The sequence below is a fragment of the Kaistella sp. PBT33-4 genome (assembly GCF_029194425.1).
GTDB lineage: Bacteria > Bacteroidota > Bacteroidia > Flavobacteriales > Weeksellaceae > Marnyiella.
The window spans coordinates 385,751-409,449 of record NZ_JARFYL010000002.1; the positions used below are offsets into that span (position 1 = coordinate 385,751).

Below are 23,699 nucleotides of genomic sequence, written 5' to 3' on the forward strand. Positions count from 1 at the left end.
GATTACCTTTAAACCATATTTTCTGGTTTTACCCATTCGTCAAACTCTTCTGCGGTCAGCAAGCCCAGGTTTACAGCTTCCTCTTTCAGGGTGGTGCCGTTTTTATGGGCGGTCTTTGCAATTGTGGCCGCATTTTCATAGCCAATGTGCGTGTTCAGTGCAGTGACAAGCATTAAACTTTTATCAACCAGTTCCCTGATGCGCGGAAGGTTAGGTTCAATTCCCACAGCACAGTGGTCATTGAAGGAAATGCAGGCATCACCCAAAAGTTGTGCAGACTGCAGGAAGTTGTAGGCCATCAGTGGTTTAAAAACGTTAAGTTCATAATTGCCCTGGGTACCGGCGAAGGAAATTGAAGTATCATTGCCAAGCACCTGGGCGCACACCATGGTGAGTGCCTCATTCTGCGTTGGATTCACTTTGCCCGGCATAATAGACGAGCCGGGTTCATTTTCCGGAATGAAAATTTCGCCGATGCCGCTGCGCGGACCTGAGGCCAACATCCGGATATCCTGTGCGATCTTATAAAGTGCCACCGCAAGTTGTTTAAGTGCGCCGTGGCTTTCCACGATCGCGTCGTGAGCAGCTAAGGCTTCAAATTTATTAGGTGCAGTGACAAAGGGCAGACCGGTAAATTCGGAAATGTATTTTGCTACCAGGACATCATAACCTTCCGGTGTATTTAATCCCGTTCCTACAGCTGTTCCGCCCAGCGCCAGTTCCTGAAGGTGATCCAGTGTATGTGTTATGGCCTTCATCGCATAATCCAGCTGCGCAGCATAACCCGAGAATTCCTGTCCTAAGGTAAGAGGCGTTGCATCCATTAGGTGCGTCCTGCCGATTTTAACAAGATCTTTAAATTCATTGCTTTTGGTAAGCAGTGTATCACGAAGTATTTCAACTGCGGGCAGCGTGTGTTCCACCACTTTTTTATAGGCCGCGACATGCATAGCCGTCGGAAATGTGTCGTTGGAACTTTGGGATTTGTTTACATCATCGTTGGGATGAATGACTGATTTCTCGCCTAATTTTCCTCCATTATTAACATGAGCCCTGTTGGAAATGACTTCATTCAGGTTCATATTGCTTTGTGTGCCGGAACCTGTTTGCCAGATCACCAGCGGAAACTGGTCATCCAGATTACCGTCCAGTATCTCATCGCAGGCCCGGCTAATATGATCCCGTTTCTCTTCTGAAAGTACACCCAGGTCACAATTTGCGTACGCAGCAGCTTTCTTCAGATAGGCAAATGCCTCAATGATTTCATGGGGCATTGAACCTTCCGGACCGATTTTAAAATTATTTCTTGACCGTTCGGTCTGGGCGCCCCAGAATTTATCTGCCGGTACCTGAACTTCACCCATCGTATCTTTTTCCGTTCTGTAATTCATGTTCGTTAATTTTGAGATTAAAGTTAATCAATTTAAAATTGAGGCACCGGAACGTTGAGTCTTCTACTACCTTTTCCGGCATCCGTAAATCCATTAAGCCTGCATAATATCAGTTTTCCATCATCCTTATTTTCACTAATTTTGCACCACCAAAATCAAGCTATGGAATTTCAATATCAGGAACCTTATCCTATACTAAAGGACGATACCAAATACAGAAAACTCAGTTCTGAATATTTAAAGATTGATTATCTTGGAGGACGTGAAATCCTTTCGGTAGATCCCAAGGCACTGGAACTCCTTGCCGAAAATGCACTGGCCGATGTTTCCTTTATGCTGAGGTCTTCTCACCTGCAGAAGCTGCGCAATATCATTGATGATCCGGAAGCTACCGATAATGACCGTTTTGTGGCCTATAACCTGCTTCAGAACGCAGCTGTAGCCGCTGAAGGTGCACTTCCTTCCTGTCAGGACACGGGAACTGCCATCTGTGTGGCTAAAAAAGGCGAGAATGTATATACGGGTGCCGATGACGCCGAATGGATTTCGCGCGGCATCTACAATACTTACCAGAGCAGAAACCTTCGCTTTTCACAGGTGGTACCTTTAACGATGTTTGAAGAGAAAAACTCCGGAACAAACCTTCCCGCCCAGATAGACATTTATGCAACCAAAGGTGAAGAATACAAATTTCTTTTCCTGGCCAAGGGAGGTGGTTCCGCAAACAAGACTTTTCTTTACCAAAAAACCAAGTCATTGCTTAATGATAAATCTCTGGAAGCATTTGTCCGTGAGCGGATTATGGATCTGGGTACTGCAGCCTGCCCACCGTATCACCTGGCATTGGTTATCGGCGGAACTTCAGCTGAAGCGAACCTTGCCGCAGTGAAAAAGGCCAGTGCCGGTTACTATGACCATTTGCCTACCGAAGGAAATATGGGAGGACAGGCCTTCCGCGACCTGGAATGGGAACGCCGCGTGCAGGAGATCTGTCAGGAAAGTTCCATCGGAGCACAATTTGGCGGCAAATACCTTACGCATGATGTACGGGTGATCCGTTTGCCGAGGCATGCTGCTTCCTGTCCGGTAGGAATGGGTGTTTCCTGTTCTGCAGACCGTAACATAAAAGGATTCATCAACCGCGAGGGGATATTTCTGGAGCAGCTGGAGACCGACCCAAAGAGGTTTCTGCCGGAAACGGCGCCACACCTGGAAGCACCGGTTCAGATTAACCTGAACAGACCTATGCCCGAAATCCTGGCGGAACTGTCGCAGTATCCCATCAAGACGCGGTTAAGTCTCAACGGAACGCTGATCGTGGCCCGGGATATTGCCCATGCAAAGATTAAGGAGCTGATTGACAGCGGACAGCCGATGCCTGAATATTTTAAGAACCATCCGGTATATTATGCGGGGCCGGCAAAAACTCCGGACGGCATGGCATCAGGAAGTTTCGGTCCTACAACCGCCGGAAGAATGGATGTTTATGTAGATGAATTCCAGAGTCTGGGAGGCTCCATGATTATGCTGGCCAAGGGAAACCGCTCTAAAGAGGTGACCAATGCCTGTGCGAAATATGGTGGATTTTATCTGGGTTCCATAGGTGGGCCGGCGGCTATCCTGGCTAAGGAGAATATTAAATCTGTAGAAGTAGTGGATTTTGAAGAGTTAGGAATGGAAGCCGTACGTAAGATTGAAATAGAGAATTTTCCGGCCTTCATTATTTCTGATGACAAAGGCAATGATTTCTTTGAATCTATAGGCAAATAGTACATTCTTGGGGTGTAACATTTCCTGATTGGAGGTTACTTTCCAAAAAAAGAAGGGAAAACTTTTATTATCAACTAAATTAATTTAATTTTGCTCAAAATCTGAAATCGATGTTATTACTATTATCTTCATTCTGGCCAGGCTACCAGTTTTTTTGGTTCGTATTCTTTGTATTTATGTTGCTGGTAGGATTCTGGTGCATACTCATGTTTTTCGGCGTAGTAATCCCAATGTGGCTTACTTCAGGACTGAAGGAATATTTTGGTAAGACGGCACCGTTTGATCCGGAAGATGTTCGCAGGAAAACAGTGGTCGAGCAGGGCGCTGAGGTTATATACAGTAATCCCAAAGGCAATGGTCCGTTCATTCACAGTCACGACAGTCATGGTCATCACTAGTTGATGTCATCGCTTTTCCCCACAGACCCGGGAAATGGCGGTTACAAAGCAAAATCATATATATGTTCAGCCTCTGTTTTCAGGGGCTGATTTTTTTAGTTAAGGAACTGTTGGAACGCGCTGAAGCCTCTGTGTGCGCATTGCCATACATTTTTTCTCCCATTTTACTTATCTTTGCACTCACAAATTCTCCAAAATGTCAAAATCCCTAATACCTAAACTGGAAGCCATCAAACAGCGCTATAATGAAGTTGCCGACCTTATTATCCAGCCTGATGTAATTTCAGATCAGAAAAAATATTCATCACTGAATAAAGAGTACAGCGACCTGGGCAAGATTGTAACTGTTTTTGATAAATACAAGCAGGCACTCGCGACCATAGAGGAATCGGACGAGATCATTGCTGAAGGTTCGGACAGGGAATTTGTGGAAATGGCGAAAATGGAGAAAAATGAAGCCATTGAGAAGCTTCCCGGTCTGGAAGAAGAGCTAAAAGTTCTTCTTATTCCTAAGGATCCTGCCGATGACAAGAATGTTATCATTGAACTCCGCGCAGGAACCGGCGGCGATGAAGCTGCAATATTTGTGGAAGATGTATACCGCGCCTACTCTATGTTTTTTAAAGCCAAAGGCTGGAAGCACGAGATAACAGATGCCAGTGAAGCAACTAAAGGATACAAGGAACTTATACTTAAGGTAGAAGGTGACGGTGTTTACGGAATTATGAAGTTTGAATCGGGTGTGCACCGCGTGCAGCGTGTTCCGGAAACGGAATCGCAGGGAAGGGTGCATACCTCCGCAATAACTGTGGCCGTCTTACCTGAAGCTGAAGAAGTGGATTTTGAACTTAATCCCGCAGATATTGAGATGCAGACCTCGCGTTCTGGTGGCGCCGGTGGGCAGAATGTAAACAAGGTGGAGACCAAGGTGCAGCTTACCCATAAGCCCACCGGCATGGTGGTAGTTTGCCAGCAGGCGCGTTCTCAGCTGGCCAACCGTGAACTGGCAATGGAAATGCTGCGAACCAAACTTTACGATATTGAATTGCAGAAGGTAACCGGCGATATTGCTGCACAGCGTAAGACAATGGTTTCCACGGGTGACAGATCGGCTAAGATTAAAACCTATAACTATTCCCAGGGAAGAGTAACGGATCACCGTATCAATAAATCCATCTACAATCTGGATGCGTATATGAACGGGGATATTCAGGAAATGATAGATGCAGTGATTATGGCCGAGAATGCAGAAAAAATGAAAGGCGAGGAGGAAAATTACTAACATTTAATAAAGATGTCCTATATTAGCGCACATTAAAAATATTTAAATATGAAAAAATCAATCTTTATGGCGGCTGCATTTGCCGCAGTGACCCTAATTTCATGTAAGAAAACTGAAACAACTGCTACGGATGTTAATGCAGATTCTGCAGACGCGGTTGTTATCGTAGATGCTGATTCTATGCCGGTAATGTCTGACTCTACAGCAGTAGGTGGTGCGTTGAATGCTACAGGCGACGCTATTGAAGAAGGTGCACAGGACGTGAAAGAAGGCGCTCAGGAAGCGACTGACGGTGATGGTGATATCACTAAATAATCACATTGCATCAATAAGAATTAAAGTCTTCCCAGCCGGGAAGGCTTTTTTTGTGGATAACTGACGGGTTTTTATCGCTAATCCATCACTTTTACCAGCAGTATTTAAATTTAATGCCTAATTTTAAATATGAAAAAGTTAATGCTGCTTTTTTATATCGTTTGCCAGACAACGCTTCAGGCGCAACAGGAGTCTGTACCGCTGCTGAAGTTTGAAGAGCTGGAGAAAAAGATCGCTGAGGCACCCGCCAGGCTGCTGATTGTAAATTTCTGGGCTACCACATGTGCGCCCTGTGTAAAGGAATTACCCCATTTTATGGAAATAAACCGCAGGTATGAAACTAATCCGGAATTCAAAATGCTTTTGGTTTCCCTGGACAGAGCGAAAGATCTGGAAAGGGTGAAAAAGTTTATGACGGATAAGGATATTAGAGCCGAAGTTGTCTTACTGGACGATAATAAAAGAATGAACACGTGGATTCCCCGCATTGATCCGGAGTGGGGAGGCGAAATTCCTGTAACTGTCTTTTACAGGCGAGGTGTTACAGTACACTTCCATAACGGGGAGATATCTAAAACGGAACTCGAAGAAATAATCAGCAAACACTTAGATTAACTCAAATAGCAACAGTATGAAATTGCTTAAAATTTTTCTCCTGGGAATTTTCCTGTTTACAGTTGGCTTTACTCAGGCGCAGTCAATAGCTGCCTTTACCACAAAACCTGTAATATCCGGTTATTCAATAGGCGATGAAGCCACTGATTTTAAGCTAAAGAACATTGACGGAAAAATGGTTTCCCTCAGTGATTATAAGTCTGCCAAAGGGTTTATCGTCATATTCACCTGTAATCACTGTCCGTACGCCAAAAAATATGAGGAGCGCATTGTGGCACTGGACAAGATGTATAAATCCAAAGGCTACCCCGTGATTGCCGTTAACCCTAACGATCCTGCTGTGCAACCGGAAGATGGTTTTGAAGAGATGAAACAGCGCGCCAAAGAAAAAGGGTTCACATTTCCCTACCTGGTAGATGAGGGACAGAAAATTTATCCTCAGTACGGTGCCACCAAAACACCGCATGTATTTTTGCTGAATAAAGAAAAGGGGCGAAACATTGTCAAATATATTGGCGCAATAGACAACAACTACGAAGATGCATCAGATGTTTCCGAATTCTATGTTCAGGATGCGGTGAACAGCTTGCTGAAAGGAGAGAAAATCAAAACGGAGAAAACTGTTGCGATAGGCTGTACAATAAAGGTGAAGAAGAAATGAGGTGATTCCGCAAAGTTTGCGCTGCTGAGATTTATTGTGAAAGGGCTGTCTTCAAAGTGATAAAATCAGTAACTTTATCGGCTGTTAAAGCAAGCACAATGCGCAAAGAAATTCAGAACAAAACCCCCGATTTTTCGTCCGATTTTGATGTTAAACTTCCCTATTTCTTTGAGAAGGACGGACTGGAAATGAAATCGGCCTATACCGCTGAGGACTCAGAAAAAATTACTGAAAAACAATATTCTGCCGGGATTGCACCCTATTTGCGCGGTCCTTACTCCACGATGTATGTGCAGAAACCCTGGACCATACGTCAGTATGCGGGATTTTCTACGGCCGAGGAGTCCAATGCCTTCTACAGGAGGAATCTTGCGGCCGGTCAGAAAGGGCTTTCGGTGGCCTTCGACCTTGCCACGCACCGGGGTTACGATTCGGACCATCCGCGTGTGGTGGGAGATGTGGGAAAAGCAGGTGTAGCAATTGACTCAGTGGAGGATATGAAAATCCTTTTCGATCAGATACCGCTGGACCAGATTTCAGTTTCCATGACCATGAACGGTGCCGTACTGCCCATTCTGGCTTTCTATATTGTGGCGGCCGAGGAACAGGGTGTTTCCCAAAACCAACTTTCAGGAACCATACAGAATGACATCCTTAAGGAATTTATGGTTCGGAACACTTATATTTATCCACCAGCGCCTTCGATGAAAATTATTGCAGATATTTTCGAATATACCGCTAAAAATATCCCAAAATTCAATTCCATTTCCATATCCGGCTACCACATGCAGGAAGCCGGCGCTACACCTGTTCTGGAGATGGCCTATACGCTGGCGGACGGTCTGGAATACGTGCGCACCGGAATACAGGCCGGAATGAAGGTTGATGATTTTGCGCCTCGACTCTCGTTTTTCTGGGCCGTTGGGATGAATCACTTCATGGAAATCGCGAAAATGAGAGCTGCCCGTTATATTTGGGCCAACCTTCTTACGCAGTTTTCGCCTCAAAACCAAAAATCTCTCGCGCTTCGTACTCACTCGCAGACTTCAGGCTGGAGTCTTACCGAGCAGGAGCCCTTCAATAATATTACACGCACTGCAATCGAGGCACTGTCAGCTGCACTGGGCGGAACCCAGTCCCTTCATACCAATGCCCTGGATGAAGCCATAGCTTTACCCACCGACTATTCGGCCAAAATCGCACGTAATACCCAGATTATCCTTCAGCAGGAAACCGGCATAACGGACGTTGTAGATCCCATGGGTGGGAGCCATTTGGTTGAGGCACTTACTCAGCAGATGATTGACGAAGCGATGAAATATATCGATGAGGTAGAGAAAGAAGGCGGAATGACCAAAGCCATTGAAGCGGGAATTCCGAAAATGAGGATTGAGGAAGCTGCAGCGCGCAAACAGGCAAAGATTGACAGCGGTGAAGAATTTATAATTGGTGTTAATTCATTTAAATCCTCACAGAAACAGATGGAACTGGAGATTCTGGATATCGACAATTCCGAGGTGAGGCGTAAGCAGATTGAAAGGTTGGATCAGATTAAAGCCGGCCGCAACGCGGCGGCTGTTGATGAGATTCTTGAAAAATTAAGTAAGGCTGCAGAAACCAATTCCGGTAACCTTCTGGAGATCTGTATTGAGGCTGCACGCAGGAGGGTGACTCTTGGCGAAATGAGTAATGCGCTCGAGAAAACCTACGGCCGCTATAAGGCAAACATAAGAACCATACAGGGAGTATACGCAATGAACGCATCAAAAAATGAGTATTTTGAGAAAGCTTTGGCAATGACACAGCAATTTGAAGATCAGCAGGGCCGCAGACCGCGTATAATGGTGGTGAAAATGGGTCAGGATGGGCATGACCGCGGTGCAAAGGTAGTTGCTACTGCCTTTGCCGATATGGGTTTTGATGTTGATGTAGCACCGCTCTTCCAGACGCCGGCTGAGGTAGCCATGCAGGCAGTGGAAAACGATATCCATATACTGGGTGTTTCATCTTTGGCGGCAGGACACAAAACGCTCGTTCCTCAGGTGGTGGAAGAACTCAGGAAATTAGGAGCCGACGATATCAGGATTGTGGTGGGTGGTGTAATCCCACAGCAGGATTATGAATATCTGTATAACAATGGAGCCGACCATATTTTTGGTCCGGGTACCAATCTGCCTAAATCTGCCTGTGAGATTCTTGAAAAGTATCTTAACTAAAATACTCGGAAAACTGAAATTCCTCCACAACCGGAGGAATTTTTAGTTTTGCGATATCAGATAATCATAAACCATTTGGTGCTGGTCCGGTGTCAGTTTTGCCCGCGGCGCCATTCTGCTTAGTGTCTCAATCCACTCCGCGTCGGTATGTTTAGTGGGTTCGGGTAAATTGTGGCATTTATTGCAGGAGTTTTCAAATACTGTTTTCCCTTGAGACAGTTTCTCAGAGGAGGTGTATTTAGGCCCCGTGACAGCATTGCTGCGCGCACACGAAACCATGAAAAGCGAAACTGCCGCAGCCGTTAGAATTGTCTTTTTCATAATGGAAATGATTTAATTGTAACAAATTTATTCGCTATCACCTATCTTTATTTATATAATTCCTGACTTTTCATTCATGACTCTCACTTTCAACCATTACCGTTTGCATTTACGCGAAACCTTCAGAATAGCTTACGGAAACTATGATTACCGCGACTCGCTTACCGTTGCACTGTCCTCGCATGGTGAATCCGGCTATGGCGAGTGTGTGGCTGTAAACTACTATGGAATTGACCTTATAAAGTTTAAAAAAAAGTTAGAAACCGTACGGCATAGACTAAGCGGCCAAAATATTGTTCATCCTGGGCAATTCTATAAGTTTCTCCTGATGCTGAATCTTCATCCTTTCCTCCGTTCGGCACTGGATTGCGCTTATTGGGACCTTTACGGTAAACTGGAAAAGCAAAGTTTGAGTCAGTTGCTGAATTTCCCGCCGCACACCCTGCCTGAGTCATCATTCACAATCAATGTGGCCGATATTGATTCTCAAATTAACAAGATGGCTGCGAGTAAATGGACAAGATTCAAGGTAAAATGCAATGGACTGGACAGGTCCAATGTTTTTCGCCTGCAGGAAAGCGGTAAGGAAGTTGCCCTGGATTCCAACGCCAGCTTTACTGCAGAGGACTGTAATTTTCTGGAATCGCAAAAGCTGACGGAACACTTCACTTATCTGGAACAGCCACTGCCGGTTGGAGGATTTCATATATTGAATAAAAATAATTATGCGCACTGGATGTGCGATGAAGATTGCCAAAGCCTTACTGACCTGCAACCACTTTCTGGGCATTACCGCAGCGTCAACATTAAAGTGATGAAGCTGGGCGGGATTACCCCCGCACTCGAAATGATAGCCGCTGCCCGAAGTTCCGGCTTTAAAGTGATGATAGGTTGCATGACGGAATCTACAGTAGGTATTTCCGCCGGTATCGCTCTGGCTGGCCTGTGTGATTATGCTGATCTGGATGGAGCCAACCTCATAGCCAACGATTTTGCGGAGGGCAGTAAGGTAGTTCACGGGAAATTACTTCTTTCCGAAGCTCCGGGACTTGGCATCCGCTTAAAATGACATACCTGCAGAAGATTTCAGTCTTTCATTGGTAAACATTAAATTTGGGTTTTATTTCGGTATGAATTTTACAAACGAAGCTTTGATTGAGGGTATACGCAGTGGTAATAAAAGGTTTCTGGCGAAAGCCATTACACTTGTCGAGAGCAGAAAATCTGAGCACCGCGCGCAGGCCGAAGATTTATTGCAACAAATTATACCTTATTCCGGGAAATCCGTTCGCATCGGGATTACTGGTGTGCCTGGCGCAGGTAAATCCACTTTTATTGAAAGCTTTGGAAAGCTGGCCATTCAGAAAGGCCGTAAAGTAGCGGTGTTGGCTATCGATCCCAGTTCGTCACTGAACAAGGGTTCCATATTGGGCGATAAAACACGCATGGAAGAACTCGCCCGGGAAGAAAACGCATTTATCCGTCCGTCTCCCAGTTCGGGTTTCCTTGGGGGTGTAGCTAATACAACCTTTGAAACAATGTTGCTTTGCGAAGCTGCCGGCTATGACTGCATATTGATTGAGACTGTTGGTGTAGGCCAAAGTGAAATACTGGTGTCCGAAATAACAGATGTGTTCCTTTTCCTGAAAATCATTGGTGGCGGCGATGAACTGCAGGGAATCAAGCGTGGGATAATGGAGATGGTGGACCTAATTTTCATCAACAAAGTAGATGAAGCAAACAGGTTAGCAGCAAAAAGGACCAAGACCGAACTGATGCGTGCCCTTCATTTCCTGCATCCGAAGGAAAAGGGCTGGAAAGTTCCTGTGACCCTGGGCTCCGCGCTGAACAGTGAAGGTTTGGAGGAGGTATTTGATCAGTTGGAACAGTTTATTAATCTGAAGGTAGAGAGCGGACGCTTTGAAGAGGTACGCGCCCTTCAGTCTGCAAACCGTTTTGAATATTGGGTACAGGAGTACATCCTAATGATGACCCGGAAAGAAAACAACGCAGATAATTTATTCCTTCAACATAAAAAAAAGGCCTCCGAAGGGAAATCCAATCCCAGTTCGGAGGCGAAAAAATTTGTGGAGGAAATTTTCGGAAAAACTATTGGCCCGCATTTGAATTAGCGGCTATATAGCCATCAAATGAAATAGGCTGCCGGTCGCTGGCATCAATCGAGACAAATGCTTTGCCGTTTTTGTAAATTTCAATATTAATCAAGTTAATGTGCGATACATCATTCGGCCTTATCCTGAATATGGTATTACCTTTTTTTGAGGTGGATTTCTGGACGGAAAAATCTTCCGACGTGAATCTAAGACCTTGCTTATTGGTGTCGTAGGAACTATTGCTGTACACCCTGCCGAAGTAGGGTAAAGTGCAGGTAAGCTTTTTATCTTCAATTTCAATGGTATATCCACTGTCCAGGGTGGTCATCCTGTTTGGTGTATAATTAGGAATTGCATTTGCAATGGCATTGATGTCGGCGCCCATCACATTTGCTTTCTGAGCGTGAAAAGTAAACTGGCCAGCTTTAATGAGTTGCTCTGTTGCAGCAGGTTCCAGATAATTTTGAGAAGAACAGTTCAGGAATATTCCCAGGCTTAGGAGCAGTAAAAATATATTTTTCATTTTTATTGAATTTATTTATAAGATAACTGCTTGGTAGCATCAAAATTAAGACCGTAAATCTATTGGAATAATAATTGCAAAAGCAAATTTCAAATATCAAATACTATGAAAGTTATTAATACAGTAGGAATAGGAGCCATGATGCTAGCAGCCGTCGCATGTTCAACTAATCCAATAACGGGCAGAAGATCTCTGCAGTTGGCAAATGATGCTGAAATTGCATCTATGGCTGCCCAGGAGTATCAGAAAACCATGAGTCAGTCTAAGGTCGTTAGTGGTACTGCACAGGCTAAAAGTGTTGTAAATGTAGGAACACGTATTAAGAATGCGGCCTACAATTACTACAGAAATTTAGGAAGAGAAGGTGACCTGGCCAATTATCAGTGGGAATTTAAGTTAATTGACAATAAACAGATTAATGCCTGGTGCATGCCCGGCGGAAAAGTAGCCGTTTATACCGGCATTATGCCGGTTACCCAAAACGATACCGGACTGGCAGTAGTTATGGGCCACGAAGTTTCACACGCGCTGGCGGGACACGGTAACGAAAGAATTTCACAGGCAATGGTGGCACAACTTGGTGGTGCTGTAATTGGATCGCAGGTTTCCGGAGGTCAGTGGGGTGCTATTTTTGAGCAGGTATATCCAATTGGTGCACAGGTAGGGTTGATGGCGTATGGCCGTAAACAGGAGCTTGAAGCTGATCAGATGGGTCTCTATCTCATGGGAATGGCCGGATATGATCCAAGACAGGCAATTCCATTCTGGCAGCGCATGGAAGCTTCCTCCTCGGGTCAGCGTCCGCCTGAATTCCTTTCCACTCACCCGGGACCGGAAAACCGTTTGGCGGCTCTAAATTCCTATATGGATAAAGCGCTTACTTATTACCGTGCAGCCGGCGGGAAATAATAGACTACATTATTAACATACAGGCCTTCTCAATATTTTGTTAAATTTGGGAAGGTTTTTAAATATAATACGATGAAAAATTTAACCCTTGTAGGCATCATTCTATTGGCCCTGGCCTTCCTGCTGTACTATATGCTTCCCGAATTCTCTATGGTAAAGCTCTTTGAACCAATAAGCCTTATGGGAATACTTGCCGGTATCGGGATTGGTCTTATCATTGGCGGAATTGTGGGTTATGTTAGCAAAGGTTCAGCGCTGAAGGAAGAGCAGAAGAGGAGAGAGTATAAGCAGCTGTTGAAAGAAAAAGCCGAACTGGAAAAGCTTGCCGCTGAAAAATCGGTAAACCAATCCACCACCGTAAGCACACCGCTGCCTTCAGATAAAAAAAATACGCAGAACTGGTATTAGTACTGCGTATATGTTTTTTTTAGAACTGGTAACCAAGTCCGGCCATCAGCATGCTGGGTCTGTTGTCATACCGTATTACAGTGTTGGTATTACTGTTTATAAAGTCGCGCTGGTCCTCTGTGAAAGATCCTTCGTAGCGCCCGGAGATTATAAAGCTTTTGATCTTTACCTGTGCACCCAGTTGGAATCCCACTGTAAAATTGCTTTCGGCATTTTCGCGGAAATCCTCATACTGATTGTCCTTGCTCAGGTAATAGCTGGCCACTGGTCCGGCGAAAATTCCAACACTTTCGCCCAATACATTATAACCTAAAAGCACCGGAAGGTCTGCACGGTTGGTCTTCGCTTCAATAGTGGTATTGGTTACGGGCTCAGTAATTTCATTTGTAAATGTGGTGTAATAAAGCTCCGGCATTACAAAAAGTCCGCCTACGAGGTTAACCTTCACAGAGACACCTGCATTGAAACCGACATTATTTTTGCCTTCAGCTTCATAAGCTTCTATGGCACCCGCTTTAACGCTTTCCCAGGTTGGCTTTCCTGCCGGAAAAAGAGCATGCGCTTTGGCAGCAACAGTTACCTGTGCATAAGCACCTACGGAACTAAGAATAAGCACAGCGGCTAACAGTTTATTTTTCATCAGTCTTGGGATTAGTTACTATATTTTCAATTGAAGTCTTATCGTTGGTCAGGAAATAGTCCCGAAGTTCTTTAAACAGTTCTGACGAATAAACGAAGTCAATCAGATTTTTATTGCGTGCTGTAATCACATTGTCCTTGTTGCCTTCCCACTCCTTGATTCCCAGTCGAAGGTATACAATTTTTTCGCCAATGGTCATCACTGAGTTCATGTCATGTGTGTTGATGATAGTTGTCGTATTGTATTCTTTAGTAATGTCTACCAGCAAGTCATCAATCACATTCGCTGTATAAGGATCCAAACCGGAATTTGGTTCATCACAGAACAGGTATTTGGGGTTATTCACAATGGCACGGGCTATGGCCACCCTTTTCTGCATTCCACCGGAGATCTCGGCGGGAAATTTACGGCCTGCTTTGTCCAGGTGTACCCGACCCATCACATCAATTACCCGTCTTTTTTTCTCTCTGAACGTCAGATTTGTGAACATGTCCAGCGGAAACATAATATTTTCCTCCACCGTCATGGAATCAAAAAGGGCACTGCCCTGAAATACGGTACCGATTTCAGCTCGAAGGATTTGTTTTTCCTCACGCTTCATTTTAGTGATATCGCGGCCGTCAAACAGGATCCCCCCGCTCGTGGGTTCGTATACGTTTAGAAGGGATTTCAGGAAAACAGTTTTGCCTGAACCACTTTGCCCGATGATCAGATTTACCTTACCGGTCTCAAAGGTGGTTGAGATGCCTTTCAGCACTTCAGTTTCATCAAACTTTTTACGTAGGTCTTTAATTTCTATCATTACCCTAAAATAATCTGCGTTAATAATAATTCTGAAATAATGATGAAAACCATGGTCCAAACCACCGCCTGTGTACTGGAGCGACCCACTTCAAGTGATCCGCCGCTTACGTTATATCCAAAATAAGAGGGTACACTGGCTATGATAAATGCAAAAACGATGGTCTTGATAAAGGCGTAATAATAGAACAGCATGGGCATGTACATCTGCACTCCTGCAGTAAAATCTGATATGGTCCAGTTGCCGGTAAGTTCGCCAGCAGCAAACCCTCCCAGGATACCTACGGCCATACTTAAACCTATAAGCAGCGGATTGTAAATAACACAAGCCAGTATTTTCGGGAATATCAGGAAGTTAGGGGAGTTGACGCCCATGATGTCCAGCGCATCTATCTGCTCCGTTACGCGCATTGTACCGATACTGGAGGCAATATACGAACCAACTTTACCAGCAAGTATAAGGCTGATGATGGTGGGCGAAAATTCAAGTACGAGTACTGCCTTGGTGGCATAACCGATAAACGGTGTCGGAATCGGAATAGACGATGAACTGAAATTGTTGAACATCTGAATGGCTGTAACTGCTCCAACAAAGACCGAAGTGAATACCACGAGTCCGAACGAATTTACACCAAGATCATTTATTTCCCTGAAAAAAAGTTTAATGAAAACCGACATTTTCTGCGGTGTTCTAATGGCTTTTCCAAGCAGCAGAAAATACTCTCCGAAGGCGGTCAGGAACTTTTTAATCATTCTGCTAAATTAATGTTTTTAAAATAAAATTGAGAGTGGGTTCAGGCTGCTTTTTTGTCGCCTCTGATCACCAGGAAAACGGTTTTTAAGATGATTACCAAATCCAGGACCATGCTCCAGTTTTTTACGTAAAATGTATCGGCCAGGATGCGTTTTTTCATCTCAATACTCATGTCGCCATAATCACCACGAAGTCCGTTTACCTGTGCAAGACCTGTAATCCCGGGTTTCACCATACTTCGTATCGCATAGCGGCCTATTCGGGTCTTGTAATAATCATCAACCAAAAGCATGTGGGGCCGCGGCCCAACTACGGACATGTGTCCCAGCAGTACATTGATGAACTGCGGCATCTCATCTATGCTGGTAAAGCGCAGGAACTTTCCCACTGCCGTGATCCTGTCGTCATTTTTCTGCGTAGTCCGCGTAGCCGATTGGTCGTTCACTACCATAGTCCGGAACTTAATGCAGTTGAAGATCCTGTCGTTCAGTCCGTATCGCTTTTGCCTGAAAAATACCGGGCCTTTGCTGTCCAGCTTAATGAGAATGGCAACCAGCGGAAACAGCCAGGAGCAAACCGCGACCAGGATGACCAACGAAAACAACAGGTCCCACACACGCTTGAGTAAGAAATTGGTGAAATACTGCAGCGGGAATTTAGACTGGGTGAGTACGGGCTGCGTCTCAATATAGTTGATTTCGTAGTTGAAGAAATTGTTTTGGTCAATTGCCGGTATGAGTGCAATGCGAACTTTACAGTTTTCTGCCAGTCTGAAGATCTCACTTCTGGTTTCTGCTGATATTCCTGCATTGTCCGTGGGCATATAAAGTGTGTAAATACCGTTTTCACGCCAAAACTCAGTGAGTTGGCCCGTATCTACAGGACCTTCCGGATAATCATAGATCACGAGGCCGTAATCGCTGCGGGTCCGCAATACTTCTTCCAGGATTTGCCTCGCATCATTCCGGCTTCCCAGAAACATAATGTTTCTGATGTTGATACCCATGCTGCGTATCGATTTCAGCAAAAAGAAAATGGCCGATTTAAGAAGGTAGAACACTATAAATATGCTGATGGCAAGATCAAAGCGTTCGGTTTTCAGAAAAATGTTATTGCTTACTTTACCTAAAAGGATAATTCCGAAAAGGAAAATAAGGATATGAGTTACAATTCTCTCCAGATATAGAGTATAGGTCAGATTCCGCGGTATATCATACAGCCGCGACCGTCCGCTAAGCAGAATCCAGAAAAGGGTGAGAAGCAGGATAGAAAGTATATTCTGCTCCCAGTCCACATCTCTGATTTTCAGATCATAATTGCGCCGGATAAAGAAAAACACAAAAACAGCTGCGATAATCAGAATATCGAGCAGTATAATAAATCCTTTAAAATATCGTGAGAACCGAAGTTGTTGCATGAACCCGAATCAGAACCTAAAAGTAAGTAAATTTCCGTTTACTCAGGGAATATTAAGGTATTTATGAGTCTGCACCGAAGCTTGCCAACGTGGATTCTGAAGAATGAATTCTGTAATAAGGGGGTAAATTTCATTACGTTTGCTCCATTCACTCTGCAAATATAAGCGGCAGCCGGGGGTTACTTTCGCTGCCTGTTCTTCTGCGAATTTTAAATCATGACGGTTAAATACGATGACCTTCAGTTCATTTGCAGCCTCGTAGATTTCAGGTTGTGGTAAGCCTGTCTTTTTGGGTGACAGCGTAATCCAGTCCAAAATGCCGGTCCTTTTATAAGCGCCTGAAGTTTCAATATGTATGGTGCACCCTAATTCCTTTAGGCGCAGGGTCAGGATTTCCAGGTTCCACATCAAAGGTTCGCCGCCTGTAAGGACAATGGTCCTGCAGTAGCTGGCTGCCGTTTCGGCTACCTGGATCACATCCATAAGCGGGTGAAGTGTGGGATCCCAGCTTTCCTTTACGTCGCACCAGTGGCAGCCAACATCGCAGCCGCCCAGGCGGATGAAATAGGCCGCGGTTCCAGTGTGGGCACCTTCGCCCTGAATGGTGTAGAAATGCTCCATTACCGGAAGCATCTTCCCTTCTTTCAATAATATTTCCTGATCTGCTGTCATTTGATTTTCTAAAATTTTCTCTTGTAGGCAAGCAGTGTGTTTTTCATAAGCATTGCCCTTGTCATCGGACCTACACCGCCCGGTACAGGGGTAATCCACGAAGCTTTTTCCACACAACTCTCATAGTCCACATCGCCTTCCAGGTGATAGCCTTTTGGTCCTTCATCTTCTACGCGTGAGATTCCCACGTCAATAATTACGGCACCATCCTTAATCATATCGCCTTTCAGGTATTTAGGTGCGCCCAGGGCAACAATCACAATATCTGCATTTTTCGTAAATTCTTCAATGTTCTGTGTATGGCTGTGCACTACAGTTACAGTAGCGTTCCCGGGATTACCTTTTGTACTCATCAGGATACTCATGGGTCTTCCCACAATCCGGCTGCGGCCAATGACCACACAGTGTTTTCCCTGGGTTGGGATGTTATATCTCTCCAGTAAAGTCATGATGCCATAAGGTGTGGCGGGCAGATAAGCTTCCATTTCCAGAGCCATTCGGCCAAAATTTTCCGGATGGAAACCGTCCACATCCTTATCAGGACTTATGGCTTCAATTACCTTTTCCTCGTCCATACCTTTTGGAATCGGCAACTGCACGATAAAGCCGTCAATCCCGGTGTCCGCGTTCAGTTTTTCAATCTCGCTGAGCAACTCGGCTTCAGTTATGGTATCGCTGAATTTAAGCAGGGTGGATTTGAATCCAACTTCCTTACAGTCTTTTACTTTACTGTTTACATAGGCCTTGCTGGCTCCGTTTTCACCCACCAGGATCGCGGCAAGATGTGGTGGTCTTTGCCCCGCAGCTACAATTTTTTCAACTTCTGCCTTAATTTCCTGCTTAATGTCCTTGGAGATTTTTAATCCGTCCAGTATTTGCGCCATATCTATATACTTTTTAATATTTAAGTTACCTGTAACTCTGTATAGTGAGCATTTTTACTTCTAAATCCCATCCGAAATCCAGGCGGGCCGGATAACAGGGTGCAGATTCTATGCTGATGCAAAATTAGAGTTATAATTTGAGGTGGGCACATAATGCATCCATCTGCCCTTATTTTTTATTTTTATAGTAATTGATGAGTCCGTTGGTGGAACTGTCATGTGTATCTGTCGCGGTACCATTCTGTAATTCAGGTAAGATCTTGGCAGCCAGCGTTTTTCCCAGTTCCACGCCGAACTGGTCAAAACTGAAAATATTCCAGATAATTCCCTGCACAAATATTTTATGTTCGTAAAGTGTAATGAGCTGCCCCAGTGAAAATGGTGTTAATGCATTAAATAGCAGCGAATTGGTAGGTGTATTTCCGTGGAAAACCTTATGATTCTGTATCCTTTTAATTTCTTCCTGCGTTTTACCCGCCAGTTGCAGTTCCTCCTGAACTTCAATAGGTGTTTTGCCGAATGCCAGCGCTTCAGTCTGGGCAAAGAAATTGGCAAGGAGTTTTTCCTGATGATCGGAAACATTATTACACGACTTCACAAATGCTATAAAATCCGCCGGAATAAACTCAGTTCCCTGATGGATAAGCTGGTAAAAGGCATGCTGCCCGTTTGTGCCGGGCTCACCCCAGATCACAGGTCCTGTTTCATACTGCACGAACTGCCCGTTGCGGTCGGTGCATTTGCCGTTGCTCTCCATGTCACCCTGCTGCAGGTAGGCGGGAAAACGGTCCAGGTACTGGGAATAGGGAAGGATTGCGTATGTTCCCGCATGGTGGAAATTTCTGTACCACACCCCTAAAAGTGCCATGATTACGGGAATATTTTCACTAAACTCCGCAGTCCGGAAATGCAGATCGGTGTCATTTGCGCCTTTCAGCAGCTGTTCAAAGTTCTCATAACCCACTGCCAGCACAATGCTGAGCCCAATGGCGCTCCAAAGTGAATAGCGTCCTCCCACCCAGTCCCAGAATTCAAAAATATTTTCTTCAGCTATGCCGAATTCATTTACTGCTTCTGTATTTGTGGAAAGGGCCACGAAATGTTTGGCCACATCGTTTTGAGTGCCACGACTGAGGAACCAGGTTTTCGCCGATTCGGCATTGGTCATCGTTTCCTGAGTGGTGAATGTCTTTGAAGCTACGATAAACAGCGTCGTTTCCGGATCCAGTTCTTTCACTATTTCCGCGATATGATTACCGTCCACGTTGGACACGAAATGAACATTTAACCGTGTTCGGTAATGCTTCAGTGCCCGGCATACCATCACTGGCCCCAGGTCTGAACCTCCGATCCCTATATTCACGACATCGGTAATCTCTTTACCGGTAAATCCTTTGTGGCTGCCCGAAATTACTTCCTCAGAAAAAGCTTTCATCTGTTCCAGGACACTCCGGACCGCCGGTTTTATATTTTCGCCGTCAACCAGGATTTCAGTTTCAGAGAAATCCCTAAGCGCCGTGTGCAGGACTGCCCGCCCTTCTGTTTCATTGATGATATCACCCGAAAACATTTTAGTTATGGCCGAATTCAGATCACATTCCTCCGCCAGGTTCAGCAGCAGTTCAAATGTCCTTTCGTCTATAAGATTTTTGGAAAAGTCAAAAAGGAAATCTGGTCTTTTTATGGAAAACTGGTTAAATCTTTCCGGATTGTAATTGAAAAGTGTGCGGAGTTCAAAATCATTTTGCGCAAAGTGTTCGCTTAGGGCCGACCAGGCCTGTGTTTGTGTAGGGTTGATTTTGGGCAGCATACATTCGGTTTTGTTCACCCGGGCGGGTATATGAACCGCTAATTTACGGAAAATTGCATGAAAGACATACGGAAAGGCTCCGGCCAAGGCCGAAGCCGCAAGATTATAAAGCCTGTCCGCTCTGAATTTACTTGCGCGGTAGTCCTGTATCTATACGGTTACCTGTCCTCTTTCTCCGGAATAAATAGATTAGCAAGCCGCCTATAATAAGAATTGGCCAGAGCGTAAGCAGTCCGATAACCAGTCTTTGGGTAAGGTAAAAACCTTCCACAAAACCGTTCTTTGTTTCGTACAGGAAGTTGGACTTAAATTTATTATCCTTGTTCCGTACATTAGCAACCGCTATTTCTGCCACACGTAGTTCCGGTTCTTTCAGATAGATTTGGACCGTACTGTACTTCAGTCGGTCACTCATCTGTAGATCAGCGACTTTCTGATTGTTGTTTGCGCCCATATTCTGGTCGTCGAGTTTTACTTTATCTTTATCATTGCGGATTTGCCGGATGTTATCGGCTGTGGTTTTAATCCTTTTTGATTCCATTTTGGCCAGTTCAATATTTGCGGTAACATCTTCAGCCAGGATAACCCTGGAAGTGAGGAATACTTTACGGTTGTTGATGAACTGAAGCAATGCGCCGAGTTGTTCTGTAGGAATCCTTACCTGCATATTGTTCTCTGTCCGGAATTTTCGCAAAAGGACGGCACTCTCATCGCTTACCTCATAAGTTTCTTCTGAAACAATTCCGGAAATGAGCTCGCTTGTGGTGACAAAACCTCCCATTTCCTGTACAGACTTTTCAATTGCGATGGTAGCGTCGTAAACATCTTTCACTTCCATATCCACATTCGCAGACTTTATAAATCTCTTTCCTTCCATCTCCATGGTGGCTGCGTTGGAGATACTGTCTGAAATCAGTACGGCGCTGTCGGTTTCATGCATAACTTCGGTTGTACTGACTTCACTTTTGCTGCATGCTGTACCTGTAAGGAGTACAAGGCTTATCAAAACGGTTTTCGGATGCAAATTTTTCATAACTCTTAGATTTAGTTGGTTATTCCAAAGATGCAGGGAGGTGAAATCGGATTCTTTGTAAAATACTTATAATATTAATGTAAAAGGAATGTGTTATTAATATACGGGAAATCAGCTGTTTGTAAATTTGGTTTACAAATTTTTTGGGAGAAGAGCTATTAGAATTTCACCAAAAATTATAAAAGTCATCTTCCGGCACTCAAATTCCAAAAAGAAAACCCTTCAGTTATGAAGGGCTTTTAAATATTAAATGACGAAATTACTTTTCTAGGGCAATTTCAATAACCTCGCTCATTCGGTTTACATAACTGATCTTAAGATTCTTGAGGTAGTCTTTTTTGATTTCTTCAACATCCTTCCGGTTGGCTTCGCAAAGAATAATGTGCGTGATCCCGGCGCGCGTCGCGGCCAGTAATTTCTCCTTAATTCCGCCTACCGGAAGTACTTTTCCGCGCAGGGTAATCTCACCGGTCATGGCCAGATGAGGTTTTACCTTCCGGTTCCTGAAACTGGAAACAATAGAGGTAAGCATTGCGATGCCGGCCGAAGGACCGTCCTTAGGTGTGGCTCCCTCCGGTACATGTACGTGGATATTCTTTTTCTGCAGGGCATCTGCGGAAATGCCCAGTTCGTCATGCTTTGCTTTTATATACTCCAGTGCGATGGTGGCTGACTCCTTCATTACATTTCCAAGGTTGCCAGTCATGGTTAGGTTGCCTTTACCTTCGCTTAAAATACTTTCGATAAAAAGAATGTCGCCACCCACCTGTGTCCAGGCAAGTCCGGTTACGACACCGGGTACATCAGAAATTTCGGAAAGGCTTTTTGGTCTGGGGACACCCAGGATTTCATCAACTTTTGCCAGGGAGATCTTTTGTTCATAGTCTTTTCCATAGCTGTTTGCAGGGCTACCCATCTCGCGATGGCCGCAATCTGCTTCTCAAGTCCCCTAACACCACTCTCCGAGGTGTGCGCGTCTATGATGTGTTTAAGTTCGGCATTGCCCAGCTTAAATGATTTGGCTGTGAGCCCGTTCTCTTCCTGCTGCTTTTTTATAAGGTGTCTTTTGGCAATCTCTACTTTTTCCTCCAGCGTATAGCCCGCGATTTCAATGATTTCCATCCGGTCCAAAAGCGGCCGCTGCACGGTGGATAGTGAGTTGGCCGTAGCAATAAACATCACCCGCGAAAGGTCGTAACCCATCTCCAGGAAATTGTCATAAAAAGAACTGTTCTGTTCCGGATCCAGAACTTCCAACAGCGCAGAGCTTGGATCACCATGGATTCCCTGACCGATTTTATCAATCTCGTCCAGAACAATTACCGGGTTGGATGTTCCGGATTTCTTCAGGGACTGCAACACGCGACCGGCCATTGCTCCGATATAGGTTTTACGGTGGCCGCGGATCTCCGATTCATCATGCAGGCCACCCAGGGAAAGCCGTACGTATTTTCGTCCCAGCGCATCGGCAACCGATTTTCCGAGGGAAGTTTTTCCTACGCCCGGAGGTCCTACCAAACACAGAATCGGCGATTTCATATTGTTCTTCAGCTTAAGGACAGCCATGTGCTCCAGGATTCTTTTCTTTATATCTTCCAGTCCGAAATGGGCTTTATCCAGAATTTTCTCCGCTTTATTAATGTCAAAAACATCTTTGGTATAGGTGTCCCAGGGGAGATCTGTGAAGAAATCCAGGTAATTACGCTGCACGTTATAGTCCGGCGAATTTGGGTTCTGGCGCTGAAGCCGGTTCAGTTCTTTCTGGAAATGATTTTCAACCTCTTCGCTCCATTTAACATTTTTGACCTTGAGTAATAGCTCCTCCACATCAGATTCAGGACCTCCGCCCAATTCCTCCTGAATGGTCTTCATTTGCTGGCTCAGGAAATAATCGCGCTGCTGCTTATCCAGATCCTTGGAGGTTTTCTGGTGGATTTGGTTACGAAGCTCCAGAATCCGGAAATCGTCATGCATCATTTCATAGCAGGTTTGGGCTCTCTTCAGAAGACTTTTCTCTTCCAGAAGGCTCTGCTTCTTGCTTGCGTTGAAATTGGCATTCGCGCAGATAAAATTCAGCAATTCCTCCAGACCCTGAATGTTTTTGATTGCAAAATTGGCCGCATTCGGAATGCCCGGATCCAGGGCAATGATTTTTTCGGCAAGATCTTTTATGTTTTCAATAAGCGCCTCAAATTCTTCCCTGTTACGTGCTGCAGTGTCTTTCAGCTTGGTAATTTCCGCCTTAAAATAAGGTTCAGTTTCCACAAACTGCCTGGTCTTAAACCTTCCAAATCCCTTTGTAATTGCTGTAATATTGCCTTCCGGCAGCTTAATGATCTTCAGGATTTTGGCATAAGTACCAATTTGGTACATATCCTCCTGTGCTGGGTTATCTACAGTCGCATTTTTCTGGCTTAGGATTCCGATGAACTCACCGCTTTGCTGTGCTTCTTCCAGCAGTTTTATCGAATTTTTCCTGCCCGCAGTAATGGGTACGATTACCTTGGGGAACATCACCATGTTCCGCACCGGCAGAATCGGGAAAACTGTCTGGCTTGTGTTAAGTTCTGTTTCGTCAAAGTCCTTGAGGTTGATCTCTTCTGCTACCAGGCTGAAGCCGTCATCTAAAATATCGTCAAATTCCATCTGTTCTTTTCTGTCTTTATTCTGCATGACAATCTGTCATTTCAGTTGCCTGCCTTTAGATACTTATTATGCTTGTATATCTTAAAGATCTTGGGAGGCAATCTGTAGAGGCAGGTTTC

The 23,699-nt window shown here is 44.8% G+C and carries 22 protein-coding genes and 1 pseudogene; 11 read left to right on the forward strand and 12 right to left on the reverse strand.

Features of this window, described 5'->3' with window-relative positions; genetic code table 11:
- Positions 1 to 8 precede the first annotated feature (8 nt).
- The gene (gene fumC / locus P0M11_RS04770) at positions 9 to 1,391 is read right to left on the reverse strand and encodes a class II fumarate hydratase (RefSeq protein WP_275624674.1); all 1,383 of its coding nucleotides are present in this window, start codon (positions 1,389 to 1,391) and stop codon (positions 9 to 11) included.
- Positions 1,392 to 1,553: 162 nt separating this feature from the next.
- Between fumC and P0M11_RS04775 the strand changes: the two genes are divergently transcribed.
- The 7 genes from P0M11_RS04775 to scpA all read left to right on the forward strand — a co-directional run bounded on the left by P0M11_RS04775 (position 1,554) and on the right by scpA (position 8,648).
- Positions 1,554 to 3,161 carry a fumarate hydratase gene (locus tag P0M11_RS04775; RefSeq protein ID WP_275624675.1) on the forward strand — a complete coding sequence of 536 codons (1,608 nt, stop codon included), beginning with the start codon at positions 1,554 to 1,556 and terminating at the stop codon, positions 3,159 to 3,161.
- A 110-nt stretch (positions 3,162 to 3,271) separates the two neighbouring features.
- Positions 3,272 to 3,559 carry a hypothetical protein gene (locus P0M11_RS04780; RefSeq protein ID WP_275624676.1) on the forward strand — a complete coding sequence of 96 codons (288 nt, stop codon included), beginning with the start codon at positions 3,272 to 3,274 and terminating at the stop codon, positions 3,557 to 3,559.
- 196 nt (positions 3,560 to 3,755) lie between these two features.
- The gene (gene prfA / locus P0M11_RS04785) at positions 3,756 to 4,841 is read left to right on the forward strand and encodes a peptide chain release factor 1 (RefSeq protein ID WP_158063111.1); all 1,086 of its coding nucleotides are present in this window, start codon (positions 3,756 to 3,758) and stop codon (positions 4,839 to 4,841) included.
- Positions 4,842 to 4,889: 48 nt separating this feature from the next.
- Complete coding sequence (locus P0M11_RS04790) at positions 4,890 to 5,156, forward strand: hypothetical protein (protein WP_158063112.1); 267 nt, start codon at positions 4,890 to 4,892, stop codon at positions 5,154 to 5,156.
- 129 nt (positions 5,157 to 5,285) lie between these two features.
- Entirely contained in the window at positions 5,286 to 5,771 is a 486-nt protein-coding gene (locus P0M11_RS04795; RefSeq protein WP_275624677.1) for a TlpA disulfide reductase family protein, read from the forward strand.
- A 16-nt stretch (positions 5,772 to 5,787) separates the two neighbouring features.
- A complete protein-coding gene (locus P0M11_RS04800) occupies positions 5,788 to 6,432 on the forward strand; it encodes a thioredoxin family protein (protein WP_275624678.1) in 645 nt (214 codons plus the stop codon).
- Positions 6,433 to 6,530: 98 nt separating this feature from the next.
- Positions 6,531 to 8,648: a methylmalonyl-CoA mutase gene (scpA, locus tag P0M11_RS04805; protein ID WP_275624679.1), complete on the forward strand. Its 2,118-nt coding sequence runs from the start codon at positions 6,531 to 6,533 to the stop codon at positions 8,646 to 8,648.
- 42 nt (positions 8,649 to 8,690) lie between these two features.
- Here the strand turns inward: scpA and P0M11_RS04810 are convergent, their stop codons facing one another.
- Entirely contained in the window at positions 8,691 to 8,969 is a 279-nt protein-coding gene (locus P0M11_RS04810; protein WP_158063116.1) for a cytochrome C, read from the reverse strand.
- A 76-nt stretch (positions 8,970 to 9,045) separates the two neighbouring features.
- Between P0M11_RS04810 and P0M11_RS04815 the strand changes: the two genes are divergently transcribed.
- Both P0M11_RS04815 and meaB read left to right on the forward strand, forming a co-directional pair.
- Positions 9,046 to 10,038: an enolase C-terminal domain-like protein gene (locus P0M11_RS04815; protein WP_275624680.1), complete on the forward strand. Its 993-nt coding sequence runs from the start codon at positions 9,046 to 9,048 to the stop codon at positions 10,036 to 10,038.
- A 61-nt stretch (positions 10,039 to 10,099) separates the two neighbouring features.
- Entirely contained in the window at positions 10,100 to 11,101 is a 1,002-nt protein-coding gene (meaB, locus tag P0M11_RS04820) for a methylmalonyl Co-A mutase-associated GTPase MeaB (protein WP_275624681.1), read from the forward strand.
- Here the strand turns inward: meaB and P0M11_RS04825 are convergent.
- On the reverse strand, positions 11,079 to 11,606 hold the full coding sequence (locus P0M11_RS04825) for a DUF4251 domain-containing protein (RefSeq protein WP_275624682.1): 528 nt from the start codon (positions 11,604 to 11,606) through the stop codon (positions 11,079 to 11,081). The two genes, meaB and P0M11_RS04825, sit on opposite strands and share 23 nt — an antisense overlap.
- Positions 11,607 to 11,711: 105 nt before the next feature.
- On the opposite strand from P0M11_RS04825, the gene P0M11_RS04830 reads away from it, so the two are divergent.
- Together P0M11_RS04830 and P0M11_RS04835 are read left to right on the forward strand one after the other, a co-directional pair.
- Positions 11,712 to 12,515: a M48 family metallopeptidase gene (locus tag P0M11_RS04830; RefSeq protein ID WP_158063120.1), complete on the forward strand. Its 804-nt coding sequence runs from the start codon at positions 11,712 to 11,714 to the stop codon at positions 12,513 to 12,515.
- Between the two features lie 72 nt (positions 12,516 to 12,587).
- Entirely contained in the window at positions 12,588 to 12,923 is a 336-nt protein-coding gene (locus tag P0M11_RS04835; protein WP_275624683.1) for a hypothetical protein, read from the forward strand.
- 19 nt (positions 12,924 to 12,942) lie between these two features.
- Here the strand turns inward: P0M11_RS04835 and P0M11_RS04840 are convergent, their stop codons facing one another.
- The 9 genes and pseudogenes from P0M11_RS04840 to lon form a co-directional block, all read right to left on the reverse strand.
- A complete protein-coding gene (locus P0M11_RS04840; RefSeq protein ID WP_275624684.1) occupies positions 12,943 to 13,563 on the reverse strand; it encodes an outer membrane beta-barrel protein in 621 nt (206 codons plus the stop codon).
- The gene (locus P0M11_RS04845; protein ID WP_158063123.1) at positions 13,553 to 14,365 is read right to left on the reverse strand and encodes an ATP-binding cassette domain-containing protein; all 813 of its coding nucleotides are present in this window, start codon (positions 14,363 to 14,365) and stop codon (positions 13,553 to 13,555) included. The genes P0M11_RS04840 and P0M11_RS04845 overlap by 11 nt, the downstream gene beginning before the upstream one ends.
- Positions 14,365 to 15,117, reverse strand: coding sequence for an ABC transporter permease (locus tag P0M11_RS04850; RefSeq protein WP_275624685.1), 753 nt, complete (start codon positions 15,115 to 15,117; stop codon positions 14,365 to 14,367). The genes P0M11_RS04845 and P0M11_RS04850 overlap by 1 nt, the downstream gene beginning before the upstream one ends.
- A 41-nt stretch (positions 15,118 to 15,158) precedes the next feature.
- Complete coding sequence (locus P0M11_RS04855) at positions 15,159 to 16,535, reverse strand: exopolysaccharide biosynthesis polyprenyl glycosylphosphotransferase (RefSeq protein ID WP_275624686.1); 1,377 nt, start codon at positions 16,533 to 16,535, stop codon at positions 15,159 to 15,161.
- 42 nt (positions 16,536 to 16,577) lie between these two features.
- Complete coding sequence (locus P0M11_RS04860) at positions 16,578 to 17,207, reverse strand: 7-carboxy-7-deazaguanine synthase QueE (protein ID WP_275624687.1); 630 nt, start codon at positions 17,205 to 17,207, stop codon at positions 16,578 to 16,580.
- Positions 17,208 to 17,215: 8 nt separating this feature from the next.
- Positions 17,216 to 18,091, reverse strand: coding sequence for a bifunctional methylenetetrahydrofolate dehydrogenase/methenyltetrahydrofolate cyclohydrolase FolD (gene folD, locus P0M11_RS04865; RefSeq protein ID WP_275624688.1), 876 nt, complete (start codon positions 18,089 to 18,091; stop codon positions 17,216 to 17,218).
- A gap of 169 nt (positions 18,092 to 18,260) precedes the next feature.
- On the reverse strand, positions 18,261 to 19,901 hold the full coding sequence (gene pgi / locus P0M11_RS04870) for a glucose-6-phosphate isomerase (protein ID WP_275624689.1): 1,641 nt from the start codon (positions 19,899 to 19,901) through the stop codon (positions 18,261 to 18,263).
- A 127-nt stretch (positions 19,902 to 20,028) separates the two neighbouring features.
- A complete protein-coding gene (locus P0M11_RS04875; protein WP_275624690.1) occupies positions 20,029 to 20,934 on the reverse strand; it encodes a DUF4349 domain-containing protein in 906 nt (301 codons plus the stop codon).
- A gap of 259 nt (positions 20,935 to 21,193) precedes the next feature.
- Positions 21,194 to 23,580 (reverse strand): annotated as a pseudogene (gene lon, locus P0M11_RS04880) (endopeptidase La).
- Between the last annotated feature and the right edge of the window lie 119 nt (positions 23,581 to 23,699).

Bases quoted from the DNA above. Each gene is read 5' to 3' on its own strand.
- fumC (WP_275624674.1), bottom strand. From the start codon at position 1,391: ATGAATTACAGAACGGAAAAAGATACGATGGGTGAAGTTCAGGTACCG.
- P0M11_RS04775 (WP_275624675.1), top strand. From the start codon at position 1,554: ATGGAATTTCAATATCAGGAACCTTATCCTATACTAAAGGACGATACC.
- P0M11_RS04780 (WP_275624676.1), top strand. From the start codon at position 3,272: ATGTTATTACTATTATCTTCATTCTGGCCAGGCTACCAGTTTTTTTGG.
- prfA (WP_158063111.1), top strand. From the start codon at position 3,756: ATGTCAAAATCCCTAATACCTAAACTGGAAGCCATCAAACAGCGCTAT.
- P0M11_RS04790 (WP_158063112.1), top strand. From the start codon at position 4,890: ATGAAAAAATCAATCTTTATGGCGGCTGCATTTGCCGCAGTGACCCTA.
- P0M11_RS04795 (WP_275624677.1), top strand. From the start codon at position 5,286: ATGAAAAAGTTAATGCTGCTTTTTTATATCGTTTGCCAGACAACGCTT.
- P0M11_RS04800 (WP_275624678.1), top strand. From the start codon at position 5,788: ATGAAATTGCTTAAAATTTTTCTCCTGGGAATTTTCCTGTTTACAGTT.
- scpA (WP_275624679.1), top strand. From the start codon at position 6,531: ATGCGCAAAGAAATTCAGAACAAAACCCCCGATTTTTCGTCCGATTTT.
- P0M11_RS04810 (WP_158063116.1), bottom strand. From the start codon at position 8,969: ATGAAAAAGACAATTCTAACGGCTGCGGCAGTTTCGCTTTTCATGGTT.
- P0M11_RS04815 (WP_275624680.1), top strand. From the start codon at position 9,046: ATGACTCTCACTTTCAACCATTACCGTTTGCATTTACGCGAAACCTTC.
- meaB (WP_275624681.1), top strand. From the start codon at position 10,100: ATGAATTTTACAAACGAAGCTTTGATTGAGGGTATACGCAGTGGTAAT.
- P0M11_RS04825 (WP_275624682.1), bottom strand. From the start codon at position 11,606: ATGAAAAATATATTTTTACTGCTCCTAAGCCTGGGAATATTCCTGAAC.
- P0M11_RS04830 (WP_158063120.1), top strand. From the start codon at position 11,712: ATGAAAGTTATTAATACAGTAGGAATAGGAGCCATGATGCTAGCAGCC.
- P0M11_RS04835 (WP_275624683.1), top strand. From the start codon at position 12,588: ATGAAAAATTTAACCCTTGTAGGCATCATTCTATTGGCCCTGGCCTTC.
- P0M11_RS04840 (WP_275624684.1), bottom strand. From the start codon at position 13,563: ATGAAAAATAAACTGTTAGCCGCTGTGCTTATTCTTAGTTCCGTAGGT.
- P0M11_RS04845 (WP_158063123.1), bottom strand. From the start codon at position 14,365: ATGATAGAAATTAAAGACCTACGTAAAAAGTTTGATGAAACTGAAGTG.
- P0M11_RS04850 (WP_275624685.1), bottom strand. From the start codon at position 15,117: ATGATTAAAAAGTTCCTGACCGCCTTCGGAGAGTATTTTCTGCTGCTT.
- P0M11_RS04855 (WP_275624686.1), bottom strand. From the start codon at position 16,535: ATGCAACAACTTCGGTTCTCACGATATTTTAAAGGATTTATTATACTG.
- P0M11_RS04860 (WP_275624687.1), bottom strand. From the start codon at position 17,207: ATGACAGCAGATCAGGAAATATTATTGAAAGAAGGGAAGATGCTTCCG.
- folD (WP_275624688.1), bottom strand. From the start codon at position 18,091: ATGGCGCAAATACTGGACGGATTAAAAATCTCCAAGGACATTAAGCAG.
- pgi (WP_275624689.1), bottom strand. From the start codon at position 19,901: ATGCTGCCCAAAATCAACCCTACACAAACACAGGCCTGGTCGGCCCTA.
- P0M11_RS04875 (WP_275624690.1), bottom strand. From the start codon at position 20,934: ATGAAAAATTTGCATCCGAAAACCGTTTTGATAAGCCTTGTACTCCTT.